At 63.0% G+C, this 26,118-nt stretch carries 22 protein-coding genes; 20 read left to right on the forward strand and 2 right to left on the reverse strand.

The window, feature by feature from the left end; genetic code table 11:
- Positions 1-228: 228 nt before the first annotated feature.
- Entirely contained in the window at positions 229-960 is a 732-nt protein-coding gene (locus tag ACM9NP_RS22015; protein WP_415648668.1) for a class I SAM-dependent methyltransferase, read from the reverse strand.
- 602 nt (positions 961-1,562) lie between these two features.
- On the opposite strand from ACM9NP_RS22015, the gene ACM9NP_RS22020 reads away from it, so the two are divergent.
- A complete protein-coding gene (locus tag ACM9NP_RS22020; protein ID WP_415648669.1) occupies positions 1,563-2,192 on the forward strand; it encodes a DUF4272 domain-containing protein in 630 nt (209 codons plus the stop codon).
- 66 nt (positions 2,193-2,258) lie between these two features.
- Positions 2,259-3,341, forward strand: coding sequence for an adenosine deaminase (locus ACM9NP_RS22025; protein WP_415648670.1), 1,083 nt, complete (start codon positions 2,259-2,261; stop codon positions 3,339-3,341).
- Positions 3,342-3,426: 85 nt separating this feature from the next.
- Here the strand turns inward: ACM9NP_RS22025 and ACM9NP_RS22030 are convergent, their stop codons facing one another.
- Positions 3,427-4,386: an MHYT domain-containing protein gene (locus tag ACM9NP_RS22030; RefSeq protein ID WP_415648671.1), complete on the reverse strand. Its 960-nt coding sequence runs from the start codon at positions 4,384-4,386 to the stop codon at positions 3,427-3,429.
- Between the two features lie 504 nt (positions 4,387-4,890).
- On the opposite strand from ACM9NP_RS22030, the gene ACM9NP_RS22035 reads away from it, so the two are divergent.
- From ACM9NP_RS22035 to ACM9NP_RS22120, 18 genes are all read left to right on the forward strand, one after another.
- Positions 4,891-6,405, forward strand: a complete 1,515-nt coding sequence (locus tag ACM9NP_RS22035) for an aldehyde dehydrogenase (NADP(+)) (RefSeq protein ID WP_415648672.1) — start codon at positions 4,891-4,893, stop codon at positions 6,403-6,405.
- Between the two features lie 243 nt (positions 6,406-6,648).
- Positions 6,649-9,714: an ATP-binding protein gene (locus ACM9NP_RS22040; RefSeq protein WP_415648673.1), complete on the forward strand. Its 3,066-nt coding sequence runs from the start codon at positions 6,649-6,651 to the stop codon at positions 9,712-9,714.
- Positions 9,711-10,127, forward strand: coding sequence for a roadblock/LC7 domain-containing protein (locus ACM9NP_RS22045; RefSeq protein WP_415648674.1), 417 nt, complete (start codon positions 9,711-9,713; stop codon positions 10,125-10,127). The genes ACM9NP_RS22040 and ACM9NP_RS22045 overlap by 4 nt, the downstream gene beginning before the upstream one ends.
- Before the next feature lie 137 nt (positions 10,128-10,264).
- Positions 10,265-10,645 carry a DUF742 domain-containing protein gene (locus ACM9NP_RS22050; protein WP_415648675.1) on the forward strand — a complete coding sequence of 127 codons (381 nt, stop codon included), beginning with the start codon at positions 10,265-10,267 and terminating at the stop codon, positions 10,643-10,645.
- A gap of 2 nt (positions 10,646-10,647) precedes the next feature.
- Positions 10,648-11,244 (forward strand): GTP-binding protein, encoded by a 597-nt coding sequence (locus ACM9NP_RS22055; RefSeq protein WP_415648676.1) that lies wholly within the window; start codon positions 10,648-10,650, stop codon positions 11,242-11,244.
- Positions 11,245-11,780: 536 nt separating this feature from the next.
- Positions 11,781-12,206 carry a hypothetical protein gene (locus ACM9NP_RS22060; RefSeq protein ID WP_415648677.1) on the forward strand — a complete coding sequence of 142 codons (426 nt, stop codon included), beginning with the start codon at positions 11,781-11,783 and terminating at the stop codon, positions 12,204-12,206.
- 18 nt (positions 12,207-12,224) lie between these two features.
- Positions 12,225-14,054 (forward strand): hypothetical protein, encoded by a 1,830-nt coding sequence (locus ACM9NP_RS22065; RefSeq protein WP_415648678.1) that lies wholly within the window; start codon positions 12,225-12,227, stop codon positions 14,052-14,054.
- Between the two features lie 4 nt (positions 14,055-14,058).
- Positions 14,059-15,462: a S8 family serine peptidase gene (locus tag ACM9NP_RS22070; RefSeq protein WP_415648679.1), complete on the forward strand. Its 1,404-nt coding sequence runs from the start codon at positions 14,059-14,061 to the stop codon at positions 15,460-15,462.
- A 218-nt stretch (positions 15,463-15,680) separates the two neighbouring features.
- Positions 15,681-16,964: a S8 family serine peptidase gene (locus ACM9NP_RS22075; protein WP_415648680.1), complete on the forward strand. Its 1,284-nt coding sequence runs from the start codon at positions 15,681-15,683 to the stop codon at positions 16,962-16,964.
- A gap of 157 nt (positions 16,965-17,121) precedes the next feature.
- Entirely contained in the window at positions 17,122-17,454 is a 333-nt protein-coding gene (locus ACM9NP_RS22080) for a hypothetical protein (protein ID WP_415648681.1), read from the forward strand.
- 8 nt (positions 17,455-17,462) lie between these two features.
- Positions 17,463-18,956, forward strand: a complete 1,494-nt coding sequence (locus ACM9NP_RS22085) for a hypothetical protein (RefSeq protein WP_415648682.1) — start codon at positions 17,463-17,465, stop codon at positions 18,954-18,956.
- Entirely contained in the window at positions 18,953-19,243 is a 291-nt protein-coding gene (locus ACM9NP_RS22090; protein ID WP_415648683.1) for a hypothetical protein, read from the forward strand. Before ACM9NP_RS22085 ends, ACM9NP_RS22090 begins: the two co-directional genes overlap by 4 nt.
- A 46-nt stretch (positions 19,244-19,289) precedes the next feature.
- Positions 19,290-21,554, forward strand: coding sequence for a hypothetical protein (locus ACM9NP_RS22095; RefSeq protein WP_415648684.1), 2,265 nt, complete (start codon positions 19,290-19,292; stop codon positions 21,552-21,554).
- A gap of 195 nt (positions 21,555-21,749) precedes the next feature.
- Positions 21,750-22,442 (forward strand): hypothetical protein, encoded by a 693-nt coding sequence (locus ACM9NP_RS22100; RefSeq protein WP_415648685.1) that lies wholly within the window; start codon positions 21,750-21,752, stop codon positions 22,440-22,442.
- Between the two features lie 158 nt (positions 22,443-22,600).
- Positions 22,601-23,098 (forward strand): hypothetical protein, encoded by a 498-nt coding sequence (locus ACM9NP_RS22105; protein ID WP_415648686.1) that lies wholly within the window; start codon positions 22,601-22,603, stop codon positions 23,096-23,098.
- Positions 23,099-23,209: 111 nt separating this feature from the next.
- The gene (locus ACM9NP_RS22110; RefSeq protein ID WP_415648687.1) at positions 23,210-24,970 is read left to right on the forward strand and encodes a hypothetical protein; all 1,761 of its coding nucleotides are present in this window, start codon (positions 23,210-23,212) and stop codon (positions 24,968-24,970) included.
- Complete coding sequence (locus ACM9NP_RS22115) at positions 24,967-25,398, forward strand: hypothetical protein (RefSeq protein ID WP_415648688.1); 432 nt, start codon at positions 24,967-24,969, stop codon at positions 25,396-25,398. The genes ACM9NP_RS22110 and ACM9NP_RS22115 overlap by 4 nt, the downstream gene beginning before the upstream one ends.
- Positions 25,399-25,453: 55 nt before the next feature.
- Positions 25,454-25,900, forward strand: coding sequence for a hypothetical protein (locus tag ACM9NP_RS22120; RefSeq protein ID WP_415648689.1), 447 nt, complete (start codon positions 25,454-25,456; stop codon positions 25,898-25,900).
- Positions 25,901-26,118: the final 218 nt, after the last annotated feature.

The following is a 26,118-nucleotide window of genomic DNA, read 5'->3' on the forward strand; positions in this document are numbered from 1 at the left end:
GCCCAGGGTGGGTGTGCGNTTGTGATGNNGCCGGAGTTCGGGGCCACGCGGCCTCGGGTGGGTGTGCGGTTGNGATGNNGCCGGAGTTCGGGGCCACNCGGCCNNGGGTGGGNGTGCGNTTGTGATGGTGCCGGTGTTCGGGGCCACGCGGTCTGGGGTGGGCGTGCGGTTGTGATGGTGCCGGAGTTCCGGGCCACTCGGGCCTCTTCCGACGGGGTGCGGACCCTCTTATTCGGACACTTCCGAGTCGTCCATCGGCGTGCGGGCCACCGCGAACAGGGACTGCCCGAACGGCGTCCGCAGTCTCGCCTCGATGCGGCGCTGCACCGGCACGTAAAGCCTGTCGTACCAGGACAACAGCAAGCCCTCTCGGGGTCGCCCGCGCAGCAGTTTGCACACGAGATACCAGGCCAGCAGGCCCGGCCCGTTGACGTAGTGGCAGTGCTCGACGGTCAGCCCGGCCTCGGTGAGCACACGGGTCAGACTCGCCTTGCGGTATCGCCGATGGTGCCCGATCCGCCGGTCGAAGGCGCTCATGGCGAACTCGAAGGCGGGGACGATCAGCACCACCGCGCCGCCGGGGCGCAGCAGCCGTCGGACGGACGCCAGCGCCTCCGCCTGGTCGTGGATGTGTTCGAGCACGTTGTAGGCGACCACGGTCGAGTAGTTCCCGGTGTCGCGGATCGGCACACCCAGTTCCCTGACCTCGACTCGCGGGTCGCTGGAGAAGCGCTTCTCCAACGACTCCAACCGGCCGGGGTCGGCCTCGCTGGCGGTGACGCGAACGCCCTGATCGGCCCATTCGGCGGCGTAGTCGCCGAGCCCGGAACCCAGTTCCAGTACGTCGTCGCCGAAGTGCGGCAGTCCCAACGAGCACAGCCAGCGCCGGTAGTTCACCGCGGAGGACAGGTCCTCCAGCACGTCGGATTGAGCGATGGTGTCGCCGCTGACCGTCGCCATGCCTGCGGGTCCTCTCTGAGCTGCCGGGGTGCGATACGGGTGCCGCGGCGGGCATGGGCCGCGTGGACGTATCGGCTGGACAGAGGATACCGATTCCGTCCACCCGGTGGCCGTGTCGGCGTCGTCGTGTTCGTGAACCGTGGCAAGGCTTCGGCGACCGTCGTACGGACCCTGGAACGGTCCGCCGATCGTCCCACGGGCCCCGCGTCGTGACGGACGGGTGATCCGTAGTCGGTTCGGGAAGCAGCCGTGAACCGGTGTCGAAGGGGCCGGGAAATCGGGTCATATCGCTTCGGTCGTCCCGATTCTGCCGATCTGTCCTTATTGGTGAACGGGTGGTGGACGCTACGTCATGAATCGAGTGCGGAATGTCCACTCCGGCGCCCGATTGAAATCCATAATGGATACTGCTGGGTCTGGACATCTACCTGTGATGGCCGTTACCGTATAGGGGCAATCGTGAGGGCGTCGATGCTTTTCGTTCGTGTCCGGGCGGAGGGTATGAATTCGGCCTCACGAGAGGTACAGTGCCCCAAAGCCACGCAAGACGATAGGCGAGGCCCCCCGTGACATCTTTGCTCTTCGACCCACGCAATATTCGTATGCGTACCTGTGACGGATTGTCCCAACTCGGGTTCGCCGTACGCTATGACCATTTGCCGCTCGTGTTCTCGCCTGGGGAAGACGTGATGTTGCGGCCGTTGCGCGAGTTGGAATCCCGTGCGGCGATCCTCAACATCGTGCAGGCGAGAGTGTTCGACATGCCGCCGCCGATGGCGATGCGCTGGTTGTTGGACGCGCACGTTCTGGAAGAACTGACACCGCAGGAATGGCAGTTCATCGCCAGTGGACGTGGGGACGCCCGGCGTTATTCGGAACAGTTGGAATCCCTGTACGCCTTGGCCTGGCTCCTTGGTCTCGTCCCGCATCTGGACCCGTCGTCGTACTGCACCGACAGCCTGCCCACCCTGATGCCGGACCTGCGCACCGCCGAACCCTTCACGGCGTGGCGCGCCCGGACCCTGCCGTCCCGACGCGACGCGCGTGACGTCGCCGAGATGCTGGACCTCTACTGCTGTCTCGACTGGCTGTGCGCGGAGTCGCGGCAGCACGGGGTGCGGCCGCCGACGGCTCTCGACGAGTCGGTGATCTGGCATCGTCGCTGGGCACTGGAATGGGCCGTCATGACCTCGCGTAACGGTCGGCCCATCGCGACGTCGTGGGAGCGCTGAAACAGGCTGATCCGAAGCCGGGACAACACGTCGTCGGTCAACGGACGGTCCGCGTACTCTTACCGGATGAGCTTGTCCATCGAAGAGATTCGTCAGGCCCCCAAGGCGTTGTTGCATGACCATTTGGACGGTGGATTGCGTCCGGCGACGGTCATCGAGTTGGCCGCCGAGATCGGGCACGAGTTGCCGTCGACCGACGCCGTCGAGTTGGGCCGCTGGTTCACCGAGTCCGCCGACTCCGGTTCGCTGGAGCGGTATCTGGAGACTTTCAGCCACACGGTGGCGGTGATGCAGACGCGGGAGTCGCTGCATCGAGTCGCTCGTGAGTGCGCGTTGGACCTGGCCGCGGACGGCGTGGTCTACGCCGAGGTGCGCTTCGCCCCCGAACTTCACACCGAGGGCGGCCTCTCCCTCGAATCCATCGTGGAGGCCGTGTTGGCGGGCTTCGACGCCGGGTGCGCGGAGGCGACGAACGACGGCAGTCCGATCAGGATCGGCGTGCTCCTGACCGCGATGCGGCACGCCGCCCGATCGATGGAGATCGCGCAGCTGGTCGTCGACTACCGGGAGCGCGGCGTCGTCGGCTTCGACATCGCCGGCGCCGAGGCGGGATTCCCTCCCACCCGGCACCTGGACGCGTTCGAGTTCCTCCAGCGCGAGAACTCCCGGTTCACGATCCACGCGGGGGAGGGCTTCGGCCTGCCGTCGATCTGGCAGGCGTTGCAGTGGTGCGGGGCGCATCGACTCGGGCACGGGGTTCGCATCGTCGACGACGTCTCCGTCGGTGAGGACGGCATCGCCGTGCTCGGTCCGCTCGCCGCCTATGTCCGCGACACCCGGGTTCCGTTGGAGCTGTGCCCCACGTCGAACCTGCAGACCGGCGCGGTCACGTCCATCAAGGACCACCCGGTCGGTCTGCTGACCGACCTGCGGTTCCGCGTCACCGTCAACACCGACAACCGGTTGATGAGCGGCACGAGCCTGTCGCGTGAGATGGCGCTCCTCTCCGATGCCTTCGGTTACGGCTGGGAGGAACTGCGCTGGTTCACCATCAACGCGATGAAGAGCTCCTTCCTGCACTTCGACGAGCGGCTGGCGATCATCGACGAGGTGATCAAGCCGGCGTACGCGAAGCTCATCGAAGGGTGAGCGGCCCCGATTCGGGGTGGTGACGACAATGCGGCCCGGCCGGGATCAACCCGGCCGGGCCGTTTCGTGGGTCAGCGGGTTCGGGTCAGAACTCGTTGATGTTGTCCTCGCGCCAGGTTCGTTCGTCGTCCTTGGCGCGTGGGCGTGAGTCCGTGGAACCGGAACGATCCTGGAAGGCTCCGGCGAGAACGCGTCCGGGTTCGGCGCGGCGGTCGGGCTCGGCGGTCGCGGAGGCGTCCGTCCACAACATGGACGTCCGGGCGTCCACCGGCTTCTCGGGCATGGCGCGGATCGGTCCGGATTCTCCGGCTCGTGGGCCTTCGTCGCGTTCGGTGAGAACACCGATGATGAGGGCGATGAGCGCGGCCGTCGCGAGGATCAGGATCGGAATGAGCAGCAGCAGCGGATCGACACCGGTGACGGCACGCTGCTGGTCGGGGTCCATTGTGACCTTCACGGCTCCCATGCCGGTGTAGTGCATGCCGCACACGGCGATCGCCATCGTCAAGGCGGCGAACACATGGGAACGTCGAGTGTCGACCCAGATCGTGAAGAACAGCGCGACGGTCGCGGCGATCACCGCGATGGCGATGGACGCCGCGACCCAGATCGGGTCGTAGTGCAGGGTTCCGGCGATGTTGACCGCCGCCATCCCCGTGTAGTGCATGGACACCACGCCCAGACCGGTGAGCGGTCCACCGATCAGCACCTTCGACGTGCTGGGGCGACCCAGTCCGACGACGAAGACCCCGAACGCGACCGACAGGATCGAGATCGCGAGGCTCAGGATCGTGACGTCCAGGTCGTAACGGACCTCCCCGTCGGAGACGGTGAAGCCGATCATGGCGATGAAGTGCATCATCCAAATGCCGGTCCCCCCGATCGCCAGCGACGCGAATCCCAGCCAGCGAACACGGTCCCGGCCGGATTCGAGTCGGCGCGCGTGCACCATGCAGGTCAGTCCGAGGAAAGACCCGGCCAGGGCGAAACCGAATCCCATGAACGGATTGACCCATCCATAGGTGAAGTGTGCAACGTGTGTCACGGTCAAGCCCCCATAGGCTCGCTAGTGGTATGTCGATGATGGATAGTCATGGTCGGGCACGGCACAACCATTGCCGGACAACCGGATCGGCCACCACCGACCGTTCGATTCAACAGTGCCGTGAGGCGACGCGACAGTGTCGCACACCTTGTGTGGCATTGTCTGCACGGAAATATCCCGTTTCGCAGTATTCGCCCCACTATGGGGTATTAAAAACATCATAAAAAGTTCTTAATGGCGCGAATGGTCACGCAACGGACATGTAAGGAGTCAATACCCCTTAACGACCATCCCGCCGTCCGGCGCGTTCGCGTGGTGGTCCCGGAGTGGTTCCGGTAAGGCCGTCGGACGGCACCGGTGCTCAGGGAATCCCCAGCCCGTCAAGGCAATGCCCGCCGACTCGCACACGTGATTCGAGAGAACGGGACGACTCGCACCGGCCGTACTCGACGCGCCACCCTCGATCAGTACGATGTGACATGCCACAGCGAAGGAAGTGACGACATGAGCGACCTGCACGGCATCGACCCCCACACCGGTGCGCCGCTACCCGACGCCATCCCGACGAGCACCGACGACGACGTCGACGACGCGTGCCGCGCGGCCGAGGCGGCGTCGACCGCGTGGGCCGCCCTCGCCCCCGTCGACCGCGCCGCCGTCACCGATCGCATCGCCCACGCGCTTCGCGCCGACGCCGACGAACTCGTCGCCACCGCGAACCGTGAGACCGCGCTCGGCGTCCCCCGGCTGACCGGCGAACTCGAACGCACCGCCGTCCAATGGGAGCAGTACGGGCGGGCGATGCTCGACGGCGAACTGTGGGACGTGACCATCGACCACGCCGACCTCGACGCCGCGCCCGCTCCCCGGCCCGATCTGCGCAAGATGAACACCCCGGTCGGCCCCATCGCCGTGTACGCGGCGGGGAACTTCCCGTTCGCCTTCTCCGTGGCGGGCACCGACACCGCCTCCGCGCTCGTCGTCGGCTGCCCCGTCGTCGTCAAGGCGCACGAGGGCCACCCTGGAACGAGCGCTCGCGTCGCCGCGATACTCCGCCGGGTCCTGACCGACGCGGGCCACCCCGACGTCGTCTCCGTCGTCCACGGCTTCGCGGCCGGCCGACGGCTCATCACCCACCCGGCGATCACCGCCGCGGCGTTCACGGGCTCCGTCGCGGGCGGGCGCGCCCTCGCGGGGGACGCGGCGCGACGCATCGAACCGATCCCGTTCTACGGCGAACTCGGCAGCCTCAACCCCGCGATCGTCACGCCCGCGGCGTGGGCCGAGCGGCGCGACGAGATCGTCACCGGGTTCACCGGCTCCTTCACCCTCGGCAGTGGACAGTTCTGCACCAAGCCCGGACTGCTCGTCGTCCCGGAGGGCGACCTCTCGGCGCTCACCGCGGCCGTCACCACGGCGCCGACGCACCCGCTGCTGTACCGCCGCATCGTCACCGGCTTCACCGCCGCGACCGAACGCCTCGCCGAGACCGACGGAGTCACCACCCTCGTCGAACCCGTCCCCGGCGACGGATACGCCACCACGGCGGGCCTGTACGTCGTCGACGCCGCCCACCTCGACGCCCGGTCCGCGACCCTCCTCGACGAATGCTTCGGCCCGGTCTCGCTCGTCGTCACCTACCGCGACACCGACGAGCTGCGCCGCGTCCTCGACCGGTTGCCCGGCGGTCTCACCGGCAGCGTCCACATCGGAGGCGATGAAGACCCGGACGCCCCCGGCGTCCTCCGCGCGCTCGCGAGTCGCAACGGCCGGGTCATCGTCGACCAGTGGCCCACCGGCGTCAGCGTCACCTGGGCCATGCACCACGGCGGGCCCTGGCCGGCCTCCACCAACCCTGGCCACACCTCGGTCGGACCCGACGCCGCGCGCCGCTTCCTCCGGCCCGTCGCCTACCAGAACACCCCCGCGTTCCTGCTACCCGCAGCGCTCCGTGACGATAACCTCTGGCAACTATCGCGGAGGGTCAACGGAGCATTGCAAACTAGACCGAACGGCTGATGTCGAATCACCCTTCCGGTTAGGAAGGGGCCCGTTCATCGGCGCGCGTGGCGCATGTGAATAATTGTGACGATCAATATGTCGGATTTGTCGTCCGTGTGAATTAATGACGGCCCCCTGCCCTTCCATTTCATTGCCGCACATGGTGGAATCGCTGGGGCTGAGTCAGATCTGACAGCCCGGTGTATGAAAGTGCCGTAGATCTCGGCAACATACGTTTAGCCCCAGGAAGGTTCCGTGACGGTGAGCAAGCGCAGCACGACGGAGGCCACCGATGCCCCGCCGCGGCGCCGCTTCGGCCTGCCCCGGCTGGTCGATGTCCGCATTCGCTCCAAATTGGTCCTCATTCTGATCGTGCCTTTGGTGGCGCTTTTGGCCATCTCGGGCATTCGTTTGTACGACTCGGCCAGTCAGGCCATCGCCGCAGGCGAGTTGACCGCGATGGTCAAATACAACTCCGCCGCGACGGATCTCGTCTACGCACTTCAGTTTGAACGCAAAGAAGCCGAAATCCAGGCTCATAAAGGCACTATCAACCTTGGTGAATCCCAAGAACAAATCGCGAACTTCGAAGAGGCCACGGAGACCAGCATCGGACTCCAAACCGTCTACGAAGCGGCACTCGGCGACATCACTGTCACCTCGCCCGATCTGCAAGCCGATATCAACCGAATCGAGCGCGAACTCGATCTCCTCCCGGCATTGCGCGATCAGGTCGTCAGCGGTGAGTTCCATACCCGAGACTTGAGCCCGTACACGAACGCGATCAACGCATTGCGCGGGATCTACACATATGCGGCCGAATCCACGACCGATATGGAGATCTCCCGAAGCCTGCGCATCTCCGGACTCCTCGCCCAGCACAGCGAGTACTCCGAGCAGCTGCGTCTGACCGCGCTCGACCTGAACTCCTCGACCGTCGTCGGAAACCACTACCGCGACATCGTCCGGTACGGCGCCGGTCGAATGGACACGATGCGGCAGATCACCGCCCTCTCCGACGATGCGGTCCGCGCCGCCCTCTTCGGCGGAGACGGTCTCGCCACCGAGGAAGCCCAACGCGCCGGCACCTTCGAGACCGAAGCGCTCGACGCCGGCAAGATGGGCAAACTCGACGTCAAGCACTACGACCTCCTGCGGTCTTACGACCACCGACTCGACGTCTCCCAGGAGTTCACCCAGCGATTCGGCGCACAGACCGTCGAACTCGCCGAAGCCGCGCGCGACTCCGTCGTCCAGCGAGTCCTCGTCGAGATCACGGTCCTGCTCGTCACCGTCGTCGTCGCCGTCATGCTCGCGCTCGTCATCGCTCGATCGATGGCCTTGAGTCTGCGTCGACTCCGTGAAGGCGCCCTCGAGGTCGCCCACGTCGACCTGCCACGAGCCGTCGCGATGATCCGTGAGACCGAGAACATCGGGCGACGCACCGCCGCCGACCTCGTCGACGAGCTCGGTGACCCGCTGCGCATGGACAACCAGGACGAGGTCGGCACCGTGGCCGGTGCCTTCAACGACATCCACCGTGAGGCCGTCCGCATCGCCGCCGAACAGGCCGCCCTGCGAGCGTCCGTCTCCCAGATGTTCGTCAACCTCGCCCGTCGAAGCCAGAACCTCGTCGACCGCCTCATCGGCCACCTCGACAGGCTCGAACGCGGTGAGGAAGACCCCGACCGCTTGGCCGAACTGTTCCAGCTCGACCACCTCGCGACCCGAATGCGCCGCAACGACGAGAACCTTCTCGTTCTCGCCGGAGCCGACTCGACCCGTGTCGAGCGCTCCTCGGCGCAGATCGGTGACGTGCTCCGCGCCGCCCAGTCGGAAGTGGAGCAGTACACCCGGGTCGAGTTCGGCACCGTTCTCGCCGACTCGGAGGTCGAACCGGGCGCCATCAACGACATCGTGCACCTCATCGCCGAGTTGCTCGACAACGCGACGTCGTTCTCGCCGCCCGACAGCGCCGTCATCGCCGAAGCCCGGCAGGTGGGCGACGAGATCCTCGTCCGCATCACCGACCGCGGTATCGGCATCTCCCCGGCACAGCTGGCCGACCTCAACGACCAGCTCCGACACATCTCGGACGTCGACATCTCGGCGTCCCGAATGATGGGTCTGGTCGTGGTCGGGCGCCTCGCCGAACGTCACGAACTCAACGTCACCCTCCAGCAGGGTTCCGGTGGACGTGGCACCGTCGCCGAGGTCGTCCTCCCGGCGCACCTGCTCACCGGGGGCGACGCGAACCGCAACAACTTCGGTCCGCCGGCGGACCCGGTCGCCGCACCCCCGCAGCGCCAGGCGCTCGGTGGCGGCACCGGGAACATGTTCGAGCCGTACTCGGCCGGAACCGCTCCGGACGCGGGCTACGCCTCGTCGTCCGGCTTCAACGGTTTCGCGAGTTCCAACGGCACCGGTGGCGATGACAACGCGACGAGTGTCCCTGGCTCGCAAGGCGTGTCGTTCTACCCGGGTGACACCGGACAGGGCGACCTGCCGCGCCGCAAGATCATGGAAGTCACCGGCGAGATCGTCGCCGACGGCCCCGCCGACACCGGTGCGATAGCGTTGCCGATGATCCGCCTTGACGCCGCGCCGCTCCCCGGCCCGGCGCCGGAGATTCCGAAACCGCGCGGCGGAGACAACGACGGCCCGCCGAGTTGGCCGGCCGGAGATTCCGGGGCGGCGACCGCCGAACCGGCCGCACGAGCCGGTGCGCGAGTTCCGGCGATGGACGAGACGATGGAGTTGCCGATCTTCCGGGAAGTGGAATCGGCCTGGTTCAAGGCCAGCACGCCAGCGCCGCGCCCCGCGACGGACGGTGAGTCCGTCGACATCGGCCGCGGTTCCGAAACAGGCGGGCTGACCCCGCCGACCACCGACACGGTCGAAGAAACCGTCGAGGCTGCGCCCGTCGCAACCTCGTCCCTCGGCGCCTTGCCGCGCCGCGGAGGCGTCGGCCCGGCCCCCGAAGCACCGGAGGTACCGGAGTTCGACCCGATGCCGTCGCAAGTGGATTCCCAGTCGTGGCGGACGGCGGCCGACCGCGGCTGGCGTGAAGCCGCGGAGAAGACGGAGCAATCCGCCGAGGAGACCACTACGGGCGGTCTGCCCAAACGGCGACCGATGGAGCGGCTTGTTCCGGGCGCGGTGGAAGCACCCGAATCGGAACAATCGGCTAATGTTGCTCGCCGAAACCCCGAGGGGGTTCGTGGACTTCTGTCCGCTTATCACCGTGGAGTCCAGCGTGGACGAGGTAACGAGACTTCGATGACGACAAATCTGACCAACAGGGCAGGCAAGGAGCGCAACAGATGACGACCCAGACTGGTGTGCAGGATCTCGGCTGGTTGCTTGCCGGGTTCGCTGAACGCGTGCCGGGGGTGGCCCACGCGGTCGCCGTATCGGCGGATGGTCTGCTGATGGCCGCGTCGCGCAATCTGCCACGAGACCGTGCCGATCAGCTCGCAGCGGTGACGTCGGGCATGGTGAGCCTGACGCAGGGCGCTTCGCGCTGCTTCGAAGGCGGCGCCGTGTTGCAGACGGTTGTGGAGATGGACAATGGCTTTTTGTTCTTGATGTCCATCAGTGACGGTTCGTCGTTCGCCGTGCTCGCGTCGCGTACCTGCGACGTCGGGCAGGTGGGTTACGAAATGGCCCTCTTGGTCGATCGCGTCGGCCAGGCGCTGACGCCGGAGGCCCGGAGTAGGCCGAACGAAGGTGTGCGTTAGCCGACCCGACAGGGTAGAGTCTAGTCGGCTTTCGATTACAGAAAAATAGTGAAATATCTAGGATTTCAGATACATGTGGCTATTAATGCCAACGACGTACTGTCAGTCCATAAGTGACGACAGTGTTGGGAGTAGCGATGGTTCTCGATCGTGATGATTCGGTCGGCACGGGCGCACTAGTGCGTCCCTATGCGGTGACGCGCGGTCGTACCCGGCCTCGGCTGGAAATCGCGATGGAGGCCCTGGTGGAGACGACCGCACGTGGTCGCTCCGGGGGCTTCCTTGCAGGACAAGAACAACAGACGATCGCCGGCCTGTGTGGGGTCGGGTTGCAGTCGATGGCGGAGATCGCCGCCCGGATGCAGATGCCCCTCGGCGTCGCTCGCGTCCTGGTGGCGGACATGGCCGCCGACGGGCTGCTTGCCGTCCACGAACCGGCGGCGATCACGCCCGAAGGTGACGACATGGTCGGCACCGAACTGCTCGAACGAGTGCTTAGTGGACTTCGGAGGCTCTGAACGTGGCTGACCGCCCAACAAACGGACGGGTTACCTCGGCGAAAATCGTCATCGCCGGAGGTTTTGGCGTGGGTAAGACCACGCTGGTGGGATCCGTTTCGGAGATCACGCCGCTGACCACCGAAGCCATCATGACTGCCGCCAGCGAGGGCGTCGACAACAACGACCTCGTGACGCAGAAGACGACCACGACGGTCGCCATGGACTTCGGCCGTATCACGATCGACAACGACCTGATCCTGTACCTGTTCGGCACCCCCGGACAGACCCGGTTCTGGTTCATGTGGGACGAACTGGTGCGCGGTGCCATCGGCGCCGTGGTCATCGTCGACACGCGGCGGCTTGCCGACAGCTTCGCCGCGATTGACTTCTTCGAACACCGTCGGCTGCCGTACCTGATCGCGATCAACCAGTTCGACGGCAAACTGTTCCACGACGTCGAAGACGTTCGGGAGGCGCTGGCGGTTCCGCCGCAGACCCCGATCGTCAACTGCGATGCCCGGCATCGCGATTCGACGAAGAACGTGCTGATCAACTTGGTCGAGTACGTGCTGTCGATGCACCGGTCCCGCACCGCCAGCGGAGCCGGAGCACAATAGACATAAGCGGCCGGCTCTACCCCGGCCGTCGGCGAGGAGCCCACTTCGCCCGCCCAGGATGCCCTCCGTTACTCCCGCGTCCTGGAGCGGTCGGAGTGGGCTGCTGCCGTCTAGGCCCACCTGCGCTCTCGTCGTCGGGGCCGGCCCGATTTCCGCGTCGTTGAATCAGTGTGGACGGATCCATTGCGCCACAGTCGATCGACGCCCCTTTCTTCCTTTATGGATGATTCAAGACTTCGGAGTTGTTCAATAGTATGAGTGCATACTGTCCGAAAGTATGACCTCCTTATCGAGGACTCATCCGAACGGTCGATGTCGTCCTTCGTGAACTGCGGAAACGTTCGCTCCGCTCGATCGCGGCGTGGGTCGCGACGTCGCACTTCGTCCCTTGTGGCGTCACTGGGCGTAGCGCAAAGCGGCCGATTGTCACTCTCCGTGTCGATCATGGGTTGTGACCGCATGGTAGCGTGCAAGTGGACACAAGGGATGAGCTTGTGTCCACCAAAGCATCTACTATGGAAAGGTCACGGGGGTCGATGAACGACGTGCCCGCCCGGCAGGACATTCACATCAATCCGACCGACGTACGCGGTCTCGCGGAAAAGGTCTACGCCGAGGTTCACGAGAACGTCATTCCACGCGTGGACGCGATCCTGGCGAAGCTGGGAGGGGACGGCGGATCTGACGCAGGTCTGGACATGACCTCTACCGCGCCGATCGGAACTTCCGGCGCCGACTATGCCGGCAGCGTCGCGGGTCAGAAGCTGCTGACCAATGTCGAGGGCATCAAATCGTGGACCGAGGCGATGCGTCGGTCGATGGTGCAGTTCGCGACCGGCCTCGCCGTGATCTCCGAGCGGTCCGTGGAAGGGGACGAGCTCAGCTCCGGCCGGCTCGTCACGGCCTTCGACGCCACCCCCGAGTTCGACCCGCACGGCAACCCCACCCGCTTCGACCGCTGACCCCCGAAAGGATCTCCCATGGCTCAGGACTACGGCGACCCCTCGGGCGGGTCGTACCACAATCTCTCCGGTCTCAACCTCGACGCGATCTCCGCGATCGTCGACGCCGACCACGACAGCCTGCCGCAGCTAAAGGCCGCCGCCGAGGCCTGCCGTGAGCTCCGCGATCTGCTGATCGAACAGCGCGATGTCCTCAATGGCGACCTGGACACCCTCAACGCGAACTACTCCTCCCCGCAGGTAACACCGGTCGTCGAGGGCCAGTTCACGCTGATGACGGATAGCCTTGAGGCGATGATCGAGAACGCCGACGCGCATCACTACGCCCTCGACACGATGGCGACCGAGGTCGAGCGGGTCAAGCCCGTCATCGACGGTCTCAAATCCGAACGTGACGCGGCGCTGGGCATGCACTCGGACGACCCGCATGCCTTCGATTCCCTTGGGGATCCGAACTCCCAGCTTCCGGGCATAGACCAGGTGCAGTCGGACATCGCCGACGAGGCGCGGGAGGAACTGGAGACCGCGAGCATCGTCTACCAGATCCAGCACACGACCCGGATGGACGAACCCCCGGTCTTCGAGGGACCGACCTGGAACGGTGGTTCTCCGGACATCTCGCTGGATGAACGTACCCGTGGTTATGACCCGGGCTTCGGCGGTTCCCCGGCGGTCTCCGGTCCCGGTGTGGACGGTCTCGACCGGCCCGCCGGCGGCCCCGATCTGCAGGGCCCCGGTACTCCCGCTCCGGCACCGACCACACCGGCACCGGCTCCGACGACACCGGTGCCTTCTCCCGGTGCGGGCCCCTCTGTTCCACCCGTCGTGGCCCCGCCCGGTGGCAGCAACCCGGTGACGCCCCCGGCGGCCCGTCCACCCGCGTCCGGGCCGGTGGGAGCCCGCCCGCCGGCGCCCACCACACCGTCCGGCCCACGCCCCGGCACCCCCGGCCTGCGCCCGGGGCCGAACCAGGGCACGCCTGGTGCTCGCCCGCCTTCCACGCCCGGCTCACGGCCGGGGTCGAACCCGGCAACTGGCCGACCGACCGCCGGACAGCCGCAGCGGACCGGCGGCACCAGCCCTCGGGGGACGAACCCGTCGGCGCCCGGCCGCCCCGGCGCCGGTTCGCCGAGTCGCGGCCAAGCGCCCACACCCAACTCCCGGACGGCATCCAACCCGGCACGCCCCGGCTCCACCGGTAACTCCTCGGTTCGCCGGGCCGTGGTTCCGCAGCAGTCCGCTGGCGGAAAGGGCAAGGCCGGCAAGCGAAACACCGCACCCCGCACCGCGAGCTCCACAGGACGCTCCAACGCCCTCGCGGAGGCGATCGCCCGTGACCTCGACGCGCGTACCGGTCGCGGCGTCATCGGCGACCGTGGAGTCGCGACCGACAACACGACGAAGCCGAACGACCCCCGCCCCGGCGGACGGGTCATAGGAGCCCGCCGCGTCGACGGACAGGCCCCGACACAGCGTCCCGGATTCCGAGCGGGATCGCTGACCGGCAACGGCATCGTGTCCTCCGGACTGAAGGAGGCCGACCGGACCTGGACCCGCGCCACCCCGATGCCGCGCACCGAGCCGGGAAGCGCCGTCATCGGGCGCCGAGTCACCGCCACCACCTCCGCCGCGGACGACCGTCGGGAGGCCCGCGCGAAGCGCCGCCAGCAGCGACGCGACATCCTCGCGGGCGTCACCCCGCAGAACCAGGGCATGGAAGGCGAGTGGTTCGACGAGATCCGCGACCGGGTAGTGCCTGGCGTCATCGGCTCCAACCGGGAACAATCGTCTCGAGTGTCGCGACGCGACATCGGCCGATACTTCGGCCCCGACGGCTGGAAGGGTTAAGCCCGTGGGCTTCTCCACCAAAGCACTGACCCTGCTGTCCGGTGTGGCGGTCGCGTTCGCGGCCGCCGTGCCCGGTGTGGCGTTCGGGGATGAGGTGCGTGAGGACGCGTGGTGGTTCGACGAGTTGGGTGTCGCTGACGCCCATGAGATCACGCGTGGCTATGGCGTGACGATCGGTGTCCTCGATTCCGGTGTGGATGCGACGCATCCGGACTTGGAGGGTTCGATCGATGCGGGTTGGTCGCCGTGGCCTGGTGGCGAGGACGGTTTGAACGACACGATCGGCCACGGTACGGCGATGGCGTCTCTGCTTGTGGGGCATGGCCATGGTGATGGGAACGCAGACGGGATCCTGGGCATCGCACCGGAGGCTCGGATCATTTCGGCGGGTATCGCACCAAACGGGCTCGTGACTGAGTTTGGCGAGTCGACCTTCTCGGATGATGACCTGCGCGAGGGTGCGCTCTGGCTAGCCGACAATGGAGCCGATGTCATTCTGACCGCGATCGGTGGTTCGTTCAGCAACGAGGCCGAGGCGGTGTTTGACGAGATCGCGAACGAGCGAAACATCCCGATCATTGCGAGCGTCGGAAACAAGTCCAACGGGGACGTGATTGTTGCCGAACCGGCAGCGTGGGACTTCGTGGTGGGGGTGTCCGGATCCGGGCCCAATGCCACTCCCTGGGATGGTTCGGTTACTGGGGCAGGTGTGGCAATAGCCGCCCCCGGCTCGGAGATGGATTTGGCGTGGTTGGACCACGGCTATCACCGCGGTGACGGTGGTACCTCGGCCGCTTCGGCAATTGTTGCGGGAGTTGTGGCTTTGATGAAGGCGCAATGGCCAGACATGGGACGCAAGGAAATGATCTGGCGGCTTGTCGCGTCAGCGGACGAGGACGGCGATGGAGCGGATGCCGAGTTCGGGTACGGGATTGTAGATCCGGTGGCCGCCTTGACGGCTGAGGTTCCCCCCATGCCGTCAGACCCCGACGCGGAGGTCAATCCTGAGCCGAATCCGATTCAGCCGTCGTCGGGGGATGAGTCTTCCGCTTCGAGTGATGAGGCCGCGGTGGTCTCGGCTTCGGGTGGTGTTCCGCTGTGGTGGTTCGCGGCCGGTGGTGGTGTTCTGGTGATCGCGGCCGTGGTGGCGGTTCTCGCCGTCCGCCGCAGGAAGTCGGCCGAGTCCGCAGCGGCGAACGCTCCGGTTTCACCCGTCACCGGTCCGGTCGGTGCGCCGGGGTTCGGCCCGCCGAACCAGACCTCGGCGCAGGCGTCCTTCGGTCAGCCGGGATCGCCGGTCCCGCATGGATCTTCGTTCCCGGACAGCCCCGGAGCCCCGGTCCAGCAACCCGGCCACCAGCAGGGCCCGCCGCAATGGCAGGGCAACCAGCCCCCGCCACCCCAGTAACTCTCATGTAGACGTTCACCCCCTCGCCCGTCCCTTCGACGGGCACCCCCGAGACCCCGGACCGGGCTCTGCCCCTGCCACGCACCCCGGTCCGGCCCTCGCGGAGCCCGCGGCCAAAAACTCCACACCCTCGGCAGGTTCGCCACTCTGGCGGCGTCGCCTGTCCCATTCCTATATCCAAGTCCAATTCGGGGCTGAGCTACGAAAGGCCGAGACTCGTGACTTCACGCCGCAGGCGTCGATCGATCTCCGCACTGTCCTTGTTGTCTGGTGTGGTGGTCGCGTTCGCGGCGGCCGTGCCCGGTGTGGCGTTCGGGGATGAGGTGCGTGATGACGCGTGGTGGTTCGATGAGTTGGGTGTCGCCGACGCCCACGAGATCACGCGTGGCTATGGCGTGACGATCGGTGTCCTCGATTCCGGTGTGGATGCGACGCATCCGGACTTGGAGGGTTCGATCGATGCGGGTTGGTCGTCGTGGCCCGGTGGCGAGGACGGCCTGAACGACACGATCGGCCACGGTACGGCGATGGCGTCCTTCCTTGTCGGTCATGGCCATGGGCCGGGCAACGGGGATGGGATCCTGGGTATCGCTCCGGAGGCCCGGATCATCTCGGCCGGTATCGCCCCGAACGGGCTCGTCACCGAACTGGGTGAGTCGACTTTCTCGGATGATGATCTGCGTGAGGGCGCGCTTTGGCTCGCTGACAATGGAGCCGATGTCATTCTGACCGCGATCGGTGGCTCGTTCAGCAACGAGACCGAGGCCGTGTTTGACGAGATCGTTGACGAGCGGAACATCCCGATCATTGCTGGCGTCGGGAATGAAGCCAATGGTGATATCGCCGTTCGGGAACCTGCTTCGTGGGATTTCATGGTTGCGGTATCGGGCTCGGGCCCAGGTGACACAGCATGGGATGGTTCCGTTACAGGGCACGGGGTCATGCTTGCGGCGCCAGGCGCCGAGATGGACTTGGCTCGGCCCGGTGGCGGTTACGAGCGTGGTGATGGTGGTACCTCAGCAGCCTCGGCGATAGTCGCTGGGACAGTGGCGCTAATGAAGGCACAGTGGCCAGATATGGGTCGCAAGGAAATCGCCTGGCGCCTGTTCCGGACTGCGGACAAGCAGACTGACGACACCCCTGACTATGTTTTCGGCTCTGGCATTGTCAACCCGTACAAGGCCTTGACAGCTGAGGTTCCCCCAATTCCGGACTATCCCGACCTCGATGTCAATCCTGAGCCGAATCCGATTCAGCCGTCGTCGGGGGATGAGTCTCCCGATTCGAGCGATGAGGCCGCGGTGGTCTCGGCTTCGGGCGGTGTTCCACTATGGTGGTTCGCCGCCGGCGGCGGAACCCTCGCGCTCGCCGCTGGTGTCTCGCTCCTCGCGCTCCGCCGTAAGAAGCGCGCAGCCTCCGTTGGCTTGAACGGAACGATCCCTTCGCAGCGGACGCCATGGGCCGACTCCATCGCTCAGGACTCGCCTTATCCGCCGCCCTAAGCTTCCGATCACTTCGCTCGCGATCCCAGCAGGAACCCTAGTTCTAGCGAATCTTCATGTTTGCGGTCGGGCGCTAACCTGATTCAGCAAATAGGAATATGTCCACCTTTCACTGGAGGCGTGCGTGAACCATGACGTCGAGATCGACCTTGCCGCAGTGAGGTCCGTCGTTGCCTCTTTGGAGGACGACGTGTGCGCGTCGATTTCCGAATCGGAACGTCGTATCGCGGGTCATGCCGTACCTGTCGGCAACGGTTTCACCAACAGCGGGAAGTACGAGCAGGGCACCGCGATCGGTGAGTCGCAGCAGTCCAGGCTTCAGGCCCACGTCGCAGTCCTTGCCGAGGTGCGCGCCCGTTTGACCGCACTGTCGGTCGGGTTGTCGACTGCGGCCGGGCAGTACGACGACCTCGACGTCCAGTTGAGGACGGCTGCCACTCGCGCGTTCGAAGGCCAGGACGGCGGGCCCGGAACACGCGCGGGGGATTAGGAAAGCAGATGAGCGACCCGACAGCGAAGGCCTCAGATTCCCTGGTGGGCTTGACAACCGAGGAATACCACGAAATCGCGGTCTCCTGGACAGTTGACCCGTGGAATGGCATGCGGGACGGCTTCGTCTCCATTCGCGACGATTCGGCCGCCTTGGAAGCCCGGATCCGGGAACTGGCTGACGCCCTGGGCTCGGCATGGCGCGGTGGTGCGGTGACGGCAGCGCTCTCGGAGCTGGATGTCCTCGCGAGGCTGCTTCACGTGCTGTCGGATTCCGCGGCATCGAACAGCGACGGAATGCGCGAGATCGCCCTGGAGATGGTCCGGGTGCGTGACGAAGCGTCGGACCTGTACGAAGAGGACGCCGACTGGCAAAGCAACGTCGATGACGACGAACCTGCCACCGTCACTCAAGCTCGCGACATGGTGCGCCAAGAACTCCAGGAGCTTCTCACTGGAGCGGATGAGACCTTCCGACAACTTGCGGCCGGCCACCTGGTCGCCCCACCTGCGGCACCCGCTGCAGCGACATCGGCCATAGCGCCGAGCCTGCCAGACCCGCGTGTCACCGCCATTGATTCCTCTGTCGCTCTTGGCATTGACGAGCAGACCGAGGAGACGGTGACCCACGCCGAGCAACAGTCCAGTGAGAACAGTGAACAAAGCAGAGATGGGGTCGCCCGTGCTGAGGGCGGTCCCGAGCTTCAGTCTGTGGTCGGCACTTCGACACCTTCCCAGCCATCCGCGCCGGTGATGGAGGCGAGGCCGTCAATCGAACCGGCGACGCCCATGAGCGGCCCGATGGCGCCCGCAGCCTTGAACACCACCCAGCGAGATACCGCGCGTTCCTCTGATCCGGCCCGATCACGGAGCCGCGATGGTCACGGCCGGATCAACAGCCGGATGCGCTCAAGCGAGTCCCGTCAGGACATAGTGAATCGCCTGCTGCTCGGCGATAGCAGCCCTGAGAAGCCGCAGCGTCGAGCCTTCGCCGAGACCGAAGTCGAGACGACCGGTGCGTTCGGGCTGACGAATCCCTCCGTGGTCCCGTCGGTGATCCGTGCTGGTACGCCGCATGGTCCCCACGACTCGGGCCCAGTGTTGACCTCCACCGGAACGGGCTTCTCCCAGCAAGACCGCGAGAGCTGGAGCCCGACCCCGTCACGCCGGATGACCAGGGCGGACGGGGATGCGGTTGATGTTGTCTCCCCTACGGCCGGCCCGGCTATTCCGACGGAAGCTGAATCGACGCCCGCGACCACGGACGACAAAGCTCGTTCCGAGGAAGACAAGCCACGTAGGGAGATCGCCGCTCCAGTGGGGATCAGTGACGTGCAATCGAAGCGCCGATCCGCACGCAGGCGGACCCGCGAAACACTGGAACGCATATCCAGGAAGGAACACAAGTTATGGCTGACGGAGATCCGATCATTGTGCCAGCCGGTACAGGAGTCGATGGAGACACAGGCTGGGGAGAGGTTCAAGTTCAGACCGATTCGTTGAACGTCGCCGTTGTCGACATCGAAGCGATCGAATCTGAGCTTCCAAAGGCTGTGACCAAAGGTTGGCGAGCCTTCGAAGAAGCCGCACTTGTGATGGATGGCTTCGCATCCAAAGCCGCGTTGGCAGAGGTTCTAGATCAGTGGGAGACGAAGACAAACAAACTCCCAGATCGCTGTCAGTATCTGCGCACGGGTTTGAAGAACGCTGCCGATGCCTATGCTTTCGTTGATGGAAACAACGCTGTGGGGATCAGCGGAGTCGGTGAGCTGGTTGAACGAGAGCCGTGAAATCAAATATGTCGAACTTGGCCATGTAATTCTATGGAGTAGATAAATGAACTACAAGGAATTTCTAGCCTTTGATGTTGATGCCTTCCTTGCCTCGGCGGATGGTTGGGACAGTGATGCAGATAATGCCGAAGAATTTCACTCCGATATTGAGACTGGAATACGAAACAGAATCTGGACAGCGGATTCCGAAGAAAGCTGGACGGGTGCCGCATCTGCGGATGCGACCCTGCTCTTCGACTTGCTGTCAGGTCGGTTCGGGCGTTGCAGCAATCAATCCAGAGCCATGGCGAGTCTTGTTCGGGAGATCGGTGACCGGTGGAAAGGGTGTCATGATCAGATTAAAGGGGCGATCGAGGATATTGAATCTTATGGATTGATCTTCGACGGTGAATACGTCACGCACCCTCAGATAACTCCAAACGGGAACCAATCCTACGAACACCTTTCTGCCACAATTGAGAAGTGGGAGGAATCCACAGGACGGGATTATGCGGCTACCTGTACTGAATACGTCGAGATAATCGCGGATTGTCTGGCACAGGCAGAGGAAGCTGACGAAGATTTCCGACTTGTTCTAGTTGAGGAGTTCACAAGCTCTGATCCGAAGAACGATGACTTTTTCAGTTCTCCGGAAGCTAACCCCGAGGTTGTTGAAGCCACCATAGCTGCCGCGATGTTTGACGATGGTGAACTTTCAGACAAAGAGGTTGAAGAACTCAATGAAATGCTGGCGGAAAATGAAGGTGACCCGGCATTCGCGACAACATTGATGGAAAAAGTTGGAGGTGACACTCTTGTAACCATCGTGAATCAGACTGCCTTTACATCGGAAGACGGCGATCCTCAAGTTCAGGATCTATATGAAGGACTAGGTATTGCGCTTGCAACCGCAACGGATAAGGATAATGAACCTCATGTGAGCGATGAGTGGATTGATGATCTGATGGCCGAGGGATCTGAGAACCACATCGTTTCCGTAGGCGACCAGGGCCAGGCCGTTGGATTGACGGGCTATCAGCTTCTCGCGCCGCTCCTACGGCACGGCGAGTATGATCCCGATTTCATAGTGCCGGTAACACAACATATGATGGCGTTGGATTCTGAATTGCAATCTGACAACTTTGAAGAGTCGTGGTCGGTAGGCGCGGACTCTCTGCCTGGCGACATTCCGAACTTCGATGAAAAGATTGCTATTAATCCCCTAAACGCTGGCCTCCTTGCTGTTGATCATAACCCTGAAGCTGCCATACAACTGTTCAATAAAACTGGCGAGGTCATTGAGGTTGACGGCGAAGAGATAAGGTGTCCGGACCCGCTCGAATATGTGCTTGACAATGCCACCGACACAGATTACAGCGCCGAAACGGAATATCGAGGGACTGATTACTCCAGATATGACGGAGTCAATGGTGATATTGCTGGCGGCGCTATCGAAGCTGCCTGCACAGGATTGCCGTCGAACACCGACTATTCGACGGCAGATACCATTCCTTCGCATACGACTGAAATGACGAACGTTACAGAACGTCTGATCGAACACGTCGCCGCAAATCCCGAAGATTTTGGAGGAAAAGACGCCCGAGCTAGTTCGATGGTCGACAACTTCGCCGACATTACGTCAAACTACAGCTCTGATTTCTATGGAGCCTATGTTGACGACAGCTCGCAAGACGCGGACTGGATGCCCCCAATCAACGGGGAGCCTTTGAATCTTGAACGGCATGGAAACGTCGGTCAGATATCGTCGACAGATGAGTGGATGCAGGTTCTGGGACACGATGAGGCCGCGATGTCCCAAGTGCTTGGTTCGATGGAAGCGACTGCAGCGTTTTCGGTTGCACAGTGTGACGACGACTTGAGCGTTACTGCTGCAGTCTCCGCCTATGGATCGGTTGCCGGAGAAATGTCGCAAGGGCAGCTTGAGGCAATACGTGATGGCAACCTCGTAGAGTCCCAATCCGATCTCAAGCATCAGGCTTCAAAGGCCGCCCAAGGCGCTCTTCGATGGCTGGGCGAAAAGACTCCGGTACCCGTGCTGGACAAAGTCATCAAGTGGGGTGGCCCAGCGCTTGTTGAATGGCTTGTCGGGAGCCATGACCAGAAGCTCGCAGACGAAATCCTGTCCGAGCAGTCGAGCAGCGCCGTGGAAACACAGGAGGCAGTTGCAATCATGACTGAGGATTGGCTGGATGCTGCGCTCGAACAATCAGACCTGGATTTGAGTGAATCTGAGAAAAGCATAGTCATTGGCCAAATGAAGATGGCTTTCAGCGAAGCCGTGCAAGGTGCTCCAAACAGTGTCAAGTGAGGTGGAATAGTTATGTGGGTTCGGTCAATATCGGCAGTGCTGGCTGCTGTAGTTCTGGGAGGGTGCGCCGCCAGTGATGACGTGTCATTGCCTGAGGGTGTACGGAATCTATGTCGTGTCTGGACAGCCGAAGAGTATGTCGCGTTCGATGAGGGGGCTATAGCCCGGTCCGGACAGTCTGGCGCGAGCATCGCAGTGAAGACCTACACGGATGTTGCCTGCGCGTATCCGCTCTATCCCGGCGGGGAGCTCTTCGTTGATGTCTTCTGGGCCTGGAGTGAGGCATATTCAGATGACCCTGAAATGGATGATCCGGCTGTCTCCATGTTGGCCTATTACTACGAGGCCGGTTTGGCTCCAGAGGGCTTGATCGGGCTATGGGGCAACATCGCGACTGTTGCGGAGGCGGACGAGCGCGGGATGACTCAGGAAGGACTCGGCGTGACCCTGGCTGAAGCCACGGACACGAGTCGTCGCGACCACGTGTCAGAGGAATATGCAGAGGGGTTGATCGCGCTGGGGGATCAAAAGATCCAGCTGCGCAGTTACGACATCCTGTATCTACCCACGGAAGGACCTGTTGAATGGGAGGTCGAATCGGTCGGCCCTATCGTCTATGGATGGTCGGTAATCGTTCCGCTCCTACGGTTCGGTGAGTGGCATGAGGACTTCCTCGTTCCGGTCGCGGAGGCGGTCTTCGCATTCGATCACGCTCATGATGGGAACTGGGGAGTCAGTGGTGAGGATCCGGTCTCGTTTGACATTTACGCACCGGAATCCGCCAGTCCGATTGGCCCGTTGCTGGAGGCCCTGTCCCGAAATGGTGATGCGGCTGCTGCGGTCGCGGAAACGGTCGATGACCCCCGCCTCGATGAATTGGTGAAGTGATTTGGGGAGGTCATTTCGGCAGACCTTGCGAGGCGCGGAGATCCTGACCGTGGCAGTTGCTTCTGCGGGATGAATGAAGTTCTGTTCAGCTTGCTTAGTAGATCGTTCGCCGGGAAGCGTAGATCTTGGTGAGAGTACTTATTCTTAGTACCCTGGCCGTGACGTTGCTGGCGGGGTGTGTGACGGCGTCCAGTTTTCCGGAAGTGGATGTGGCCAAAGCTGCTGGAGAACTGGTAGGGCAGGTGGAATCGGAGATCTACACGGAGGAGGTGGTACTGCGTCGGGTCAGTATCGGTACGCGCGGGTGCACCAACGGTTTGGATGTTGATATTGACGGGGCCTACTACCTCTATGCGGAGTTCGTGATCGAAGCTGATTTCGACGTGACTGCGCAAAAGGAGTTCATGAAATCAATACATGCTCACTTTGTCGAAAGTGGATATGACATCCAATCTGACGACATCGATTATATTTGGGCATCGGATCCTCATGGCTCGCTATACCGAATCTTTCCTCGTGATGATCCTCGCTTCATCAAATTTTCGGTGACTTCGACCTGCTATGCGGACGATGATTACGACAGCGTAGATATATCGGACATGGACTTCGGCGGTCCGAGTGATCCGGAGTTAGATCATGCGGGAAACGATGGGTAAGTCTAGGTGAGGACTCTTATTTCGATCGTCCTGGTTATTTTCTTGGTGGCCGGGTGTACGACGGCGTCCCGCTTTCCGGAAGTGGACGTTGCTGAGGCTGCCAGAGAGCTCATGAGGCAGATCGAAGCGGAGTTTTACGCGGTGGACGTGGAACTGCGTAGGACTTATATCGACGCAATTACGTGCACGAACAGCCTGGACGTTGACATAGAAGGTGTTTACTACCTCAGAGGAGACTTCGTGATCGAATCTGACTTTGATTCTCGTGCACGAAGTGACTTCTTGTCCACCCTCAGAGGCGAACTTGAGTCATCCGGCTATTCGGTAGAACCATCGGAAACGGATGCTATTTGGGCAACAGATTCCAATGGGTGGTTGTACAGATTGTACCCGGATGATGATCCCCGGTTTATCTCTCTTGATGTCACCTCCAGTTGCTATACGGACGAGGACTTTGAGAGCGTTGATCTCTCGGACATGAACTTCGGCGGTCCGAGTGACCCTAAGTTAGGCGCTGGCGAATCGAAAGGGCCAATGATGTTGCAAACGAGGGGTCGGAAGTGGGCGGGCGTTGTGGTTGTGGTGCTGGCCGCAGTGGGTGCCTGTTCGTATTTGACGTCGCATCCGGAGGATGATCCGATGGAGCGGGCTGGGGCGATGGTGAGCTTGGCAGAGCAACTCGCTATCGATAATGATGCTTCCGTAGGTCGTTCTTTGCACGTCGGTTCATGTCAGGACATGTTCGATCAGTCGATCGATGGAACGATGCGTGTGGTGGGCGATTTTGTGACGTACGCGAACGACGGTGATGGTGATGCACTGTTCAAGAGATTCCGAGCGGCGCTGAAGGAAGAAGATATCGCCGTCTCGGCAATTAGGAATCACGCCGTTGGCGCTAGCTTCTGGGCCGATTACCCCGGATACGACAACTTCGGAATCAAGTTTGAGGATCCGAGATTGAGGCCGGATCAATACGGCGCGGTGCGGTTCAGCATGGAGACGGAGTGTTTTGCGACGGAGGAAAGGCCCGACTTCTTCGATGCGAAGTTCGGTGGTCCGAGTGATACCGAGCCTTCCTGGCCGCCGCCTGGCGTAGCGCCGATCTGTGAGGTGTGGGATGAGTCAAAGGTGGATCAGATGGTGGAGCAAGGCGCTGATGATTTCGGCGAGGACGGCCAGTGGATGGCGTTTGCCGCCTCCAGCGCGCATTTGTGCCCTGCGGATGGTTCCCGGCTTGACCTTCGAATGTCGGGGGTGCTCGATAAGCTTGAGGACAGTTTTCCCGATCCTGAGGTCCGAGGCGAGTACCTGTCACGTTTTTTCGCTGATTATCTGAATCCGCGTGGATTGGTCGGTATGTGGATGATCATGACGGGTACCGGTGACGAGGGTGGGGTACCTGACTATGCCGCGGGCGCACAAAAACGGTTGGGCGAGGCGCTCGCGTTGGCAACGCGCACCTCGTCTCCCAAGGTTGATGACTTCGTCAACGAGCTGATCGACGTCGGTGAGTCTTTGATACGACTCGAAGCCCACAAGGTTACTGGCGATGGCGGATATAAGGCCGATAGCACGATCATTTACACCCAGGATGTGACTAATGGTTGGGTGGCGTTGGCGCCGTTGTTGCGGCGGGGTGAGTTCGACACGGAGGTTCTTGTCGAGTTTGCCGAGTCGATCATTCGCATGGATGTGGAGCTCGATGGTGTGTGGACATTCGAGGATTCGCCGGTTCCGGTGATCGATCCGCTTGGGGAGCTGGATCGGGCGGATCCGGTTGATGCCGTCCTCGAGGCTCTGGCGAGGAACGATGAGGCGGCCGAGATCGTCGCGGAGTCCACTGACGATCCCCGTGTGAGGGAGCTGCTGTGATCCTGGGCAAGCAAAGCAGTCAGCAGGTGGGGTCTTGGTTCGCCGTGGGGTTCCTGATCGCTTCGTTGGCGAAGATCGGTGTCTCGATTGGATATGTCAGGTCTGATGCTTATGAGATGGTTCTCGATCGCCTCATTAGAGGCGAGATGAACCTTGCGATCATGGGCATCGCAGTGTTGCTGGCTTTGTTCCTGGTGATTCGACGTGGTCATCGCTGGGGAACGATTGCTGGGATGGTCCTTTGTATTCTGTTCACGCTAATGTGGATGTTCCTAACAATCTTGTTCGTCGTCTCGGAAGTCCGGCAGGGTCGCACTATGGGTCCGGAGGAACTGGGCTGGTGGTTCGTCGTGCCTGACGCGCTGTTGGCCACTTTCGGTACGGCGCTTGTGTTCTCGCTGATTCAGATGCGGCGAGAGTACGCGTGACACGGGTGTGCCAGCGGCGCATGGATGTGTGTGCGGATCAGATGAGCGGAGTGACGTGGAGCAACTGGATGACGAGCAGGTCGCGGCGCGCCTGGTCGTGTGGGGTTTGACGATCGGGTTCGTGCTGTTCGCGGTTCTGGCTGGTTGGCAGGCGATCGAGTTGTTGTCGGACCCGGTAATCGACAGAACTCGGCTGGTCCAGTGCGGAGTCACGGTTGTGATGATCGGTGTTTTCATCACGTGTGTACACCGTCGGCGCCGGCGTCCCACGCGATGGGGGACGATGGCGCTAGTGGCGTTGGCGTCGCTTTCGGTGCTCGCTCCGATTGCGTGGCATATGTCCTTCGGCGGACCAGATGATTCTGTGGGGGCAACGTCCACGTTCCTGATATCCGTGCTATCGGTGATGTCGGTCATGAACTACCGATCTCCTGGGCTCCTGTGGAAGAACGCCCTTCCGAACCGACAGGGTGCAACACATTCGATGGACGAAGGTCGATGACCTGTGGAGCAGAGGCTCTCGGTGCTGTGCTCATGTCGGGTCGGGTAGGCGGTGTTCCATTGAGGCCTGGGCATGTCGATGCGTATGTCGGTTTGACGTTGCGATCTCAGGGGATGGGCCATTGAGGACTATGCCTGCCGGGTGTGTCGCCGATTGAGAGAGGGGACCTGCGCGTTGCCCTCAGCATCGGTCGGGGAGGGAACCGAGCGGGTGGGAGA

It is taken from the genome of Stackebrandtia soli, assembly GCF_965137155.1.
Lineage (GTDB): Bacteria > Actinomycetota > Actinomycetes > Mycobacteriales > Micromonosporaceae > Stackebrandtia > Stackebrandtia soli.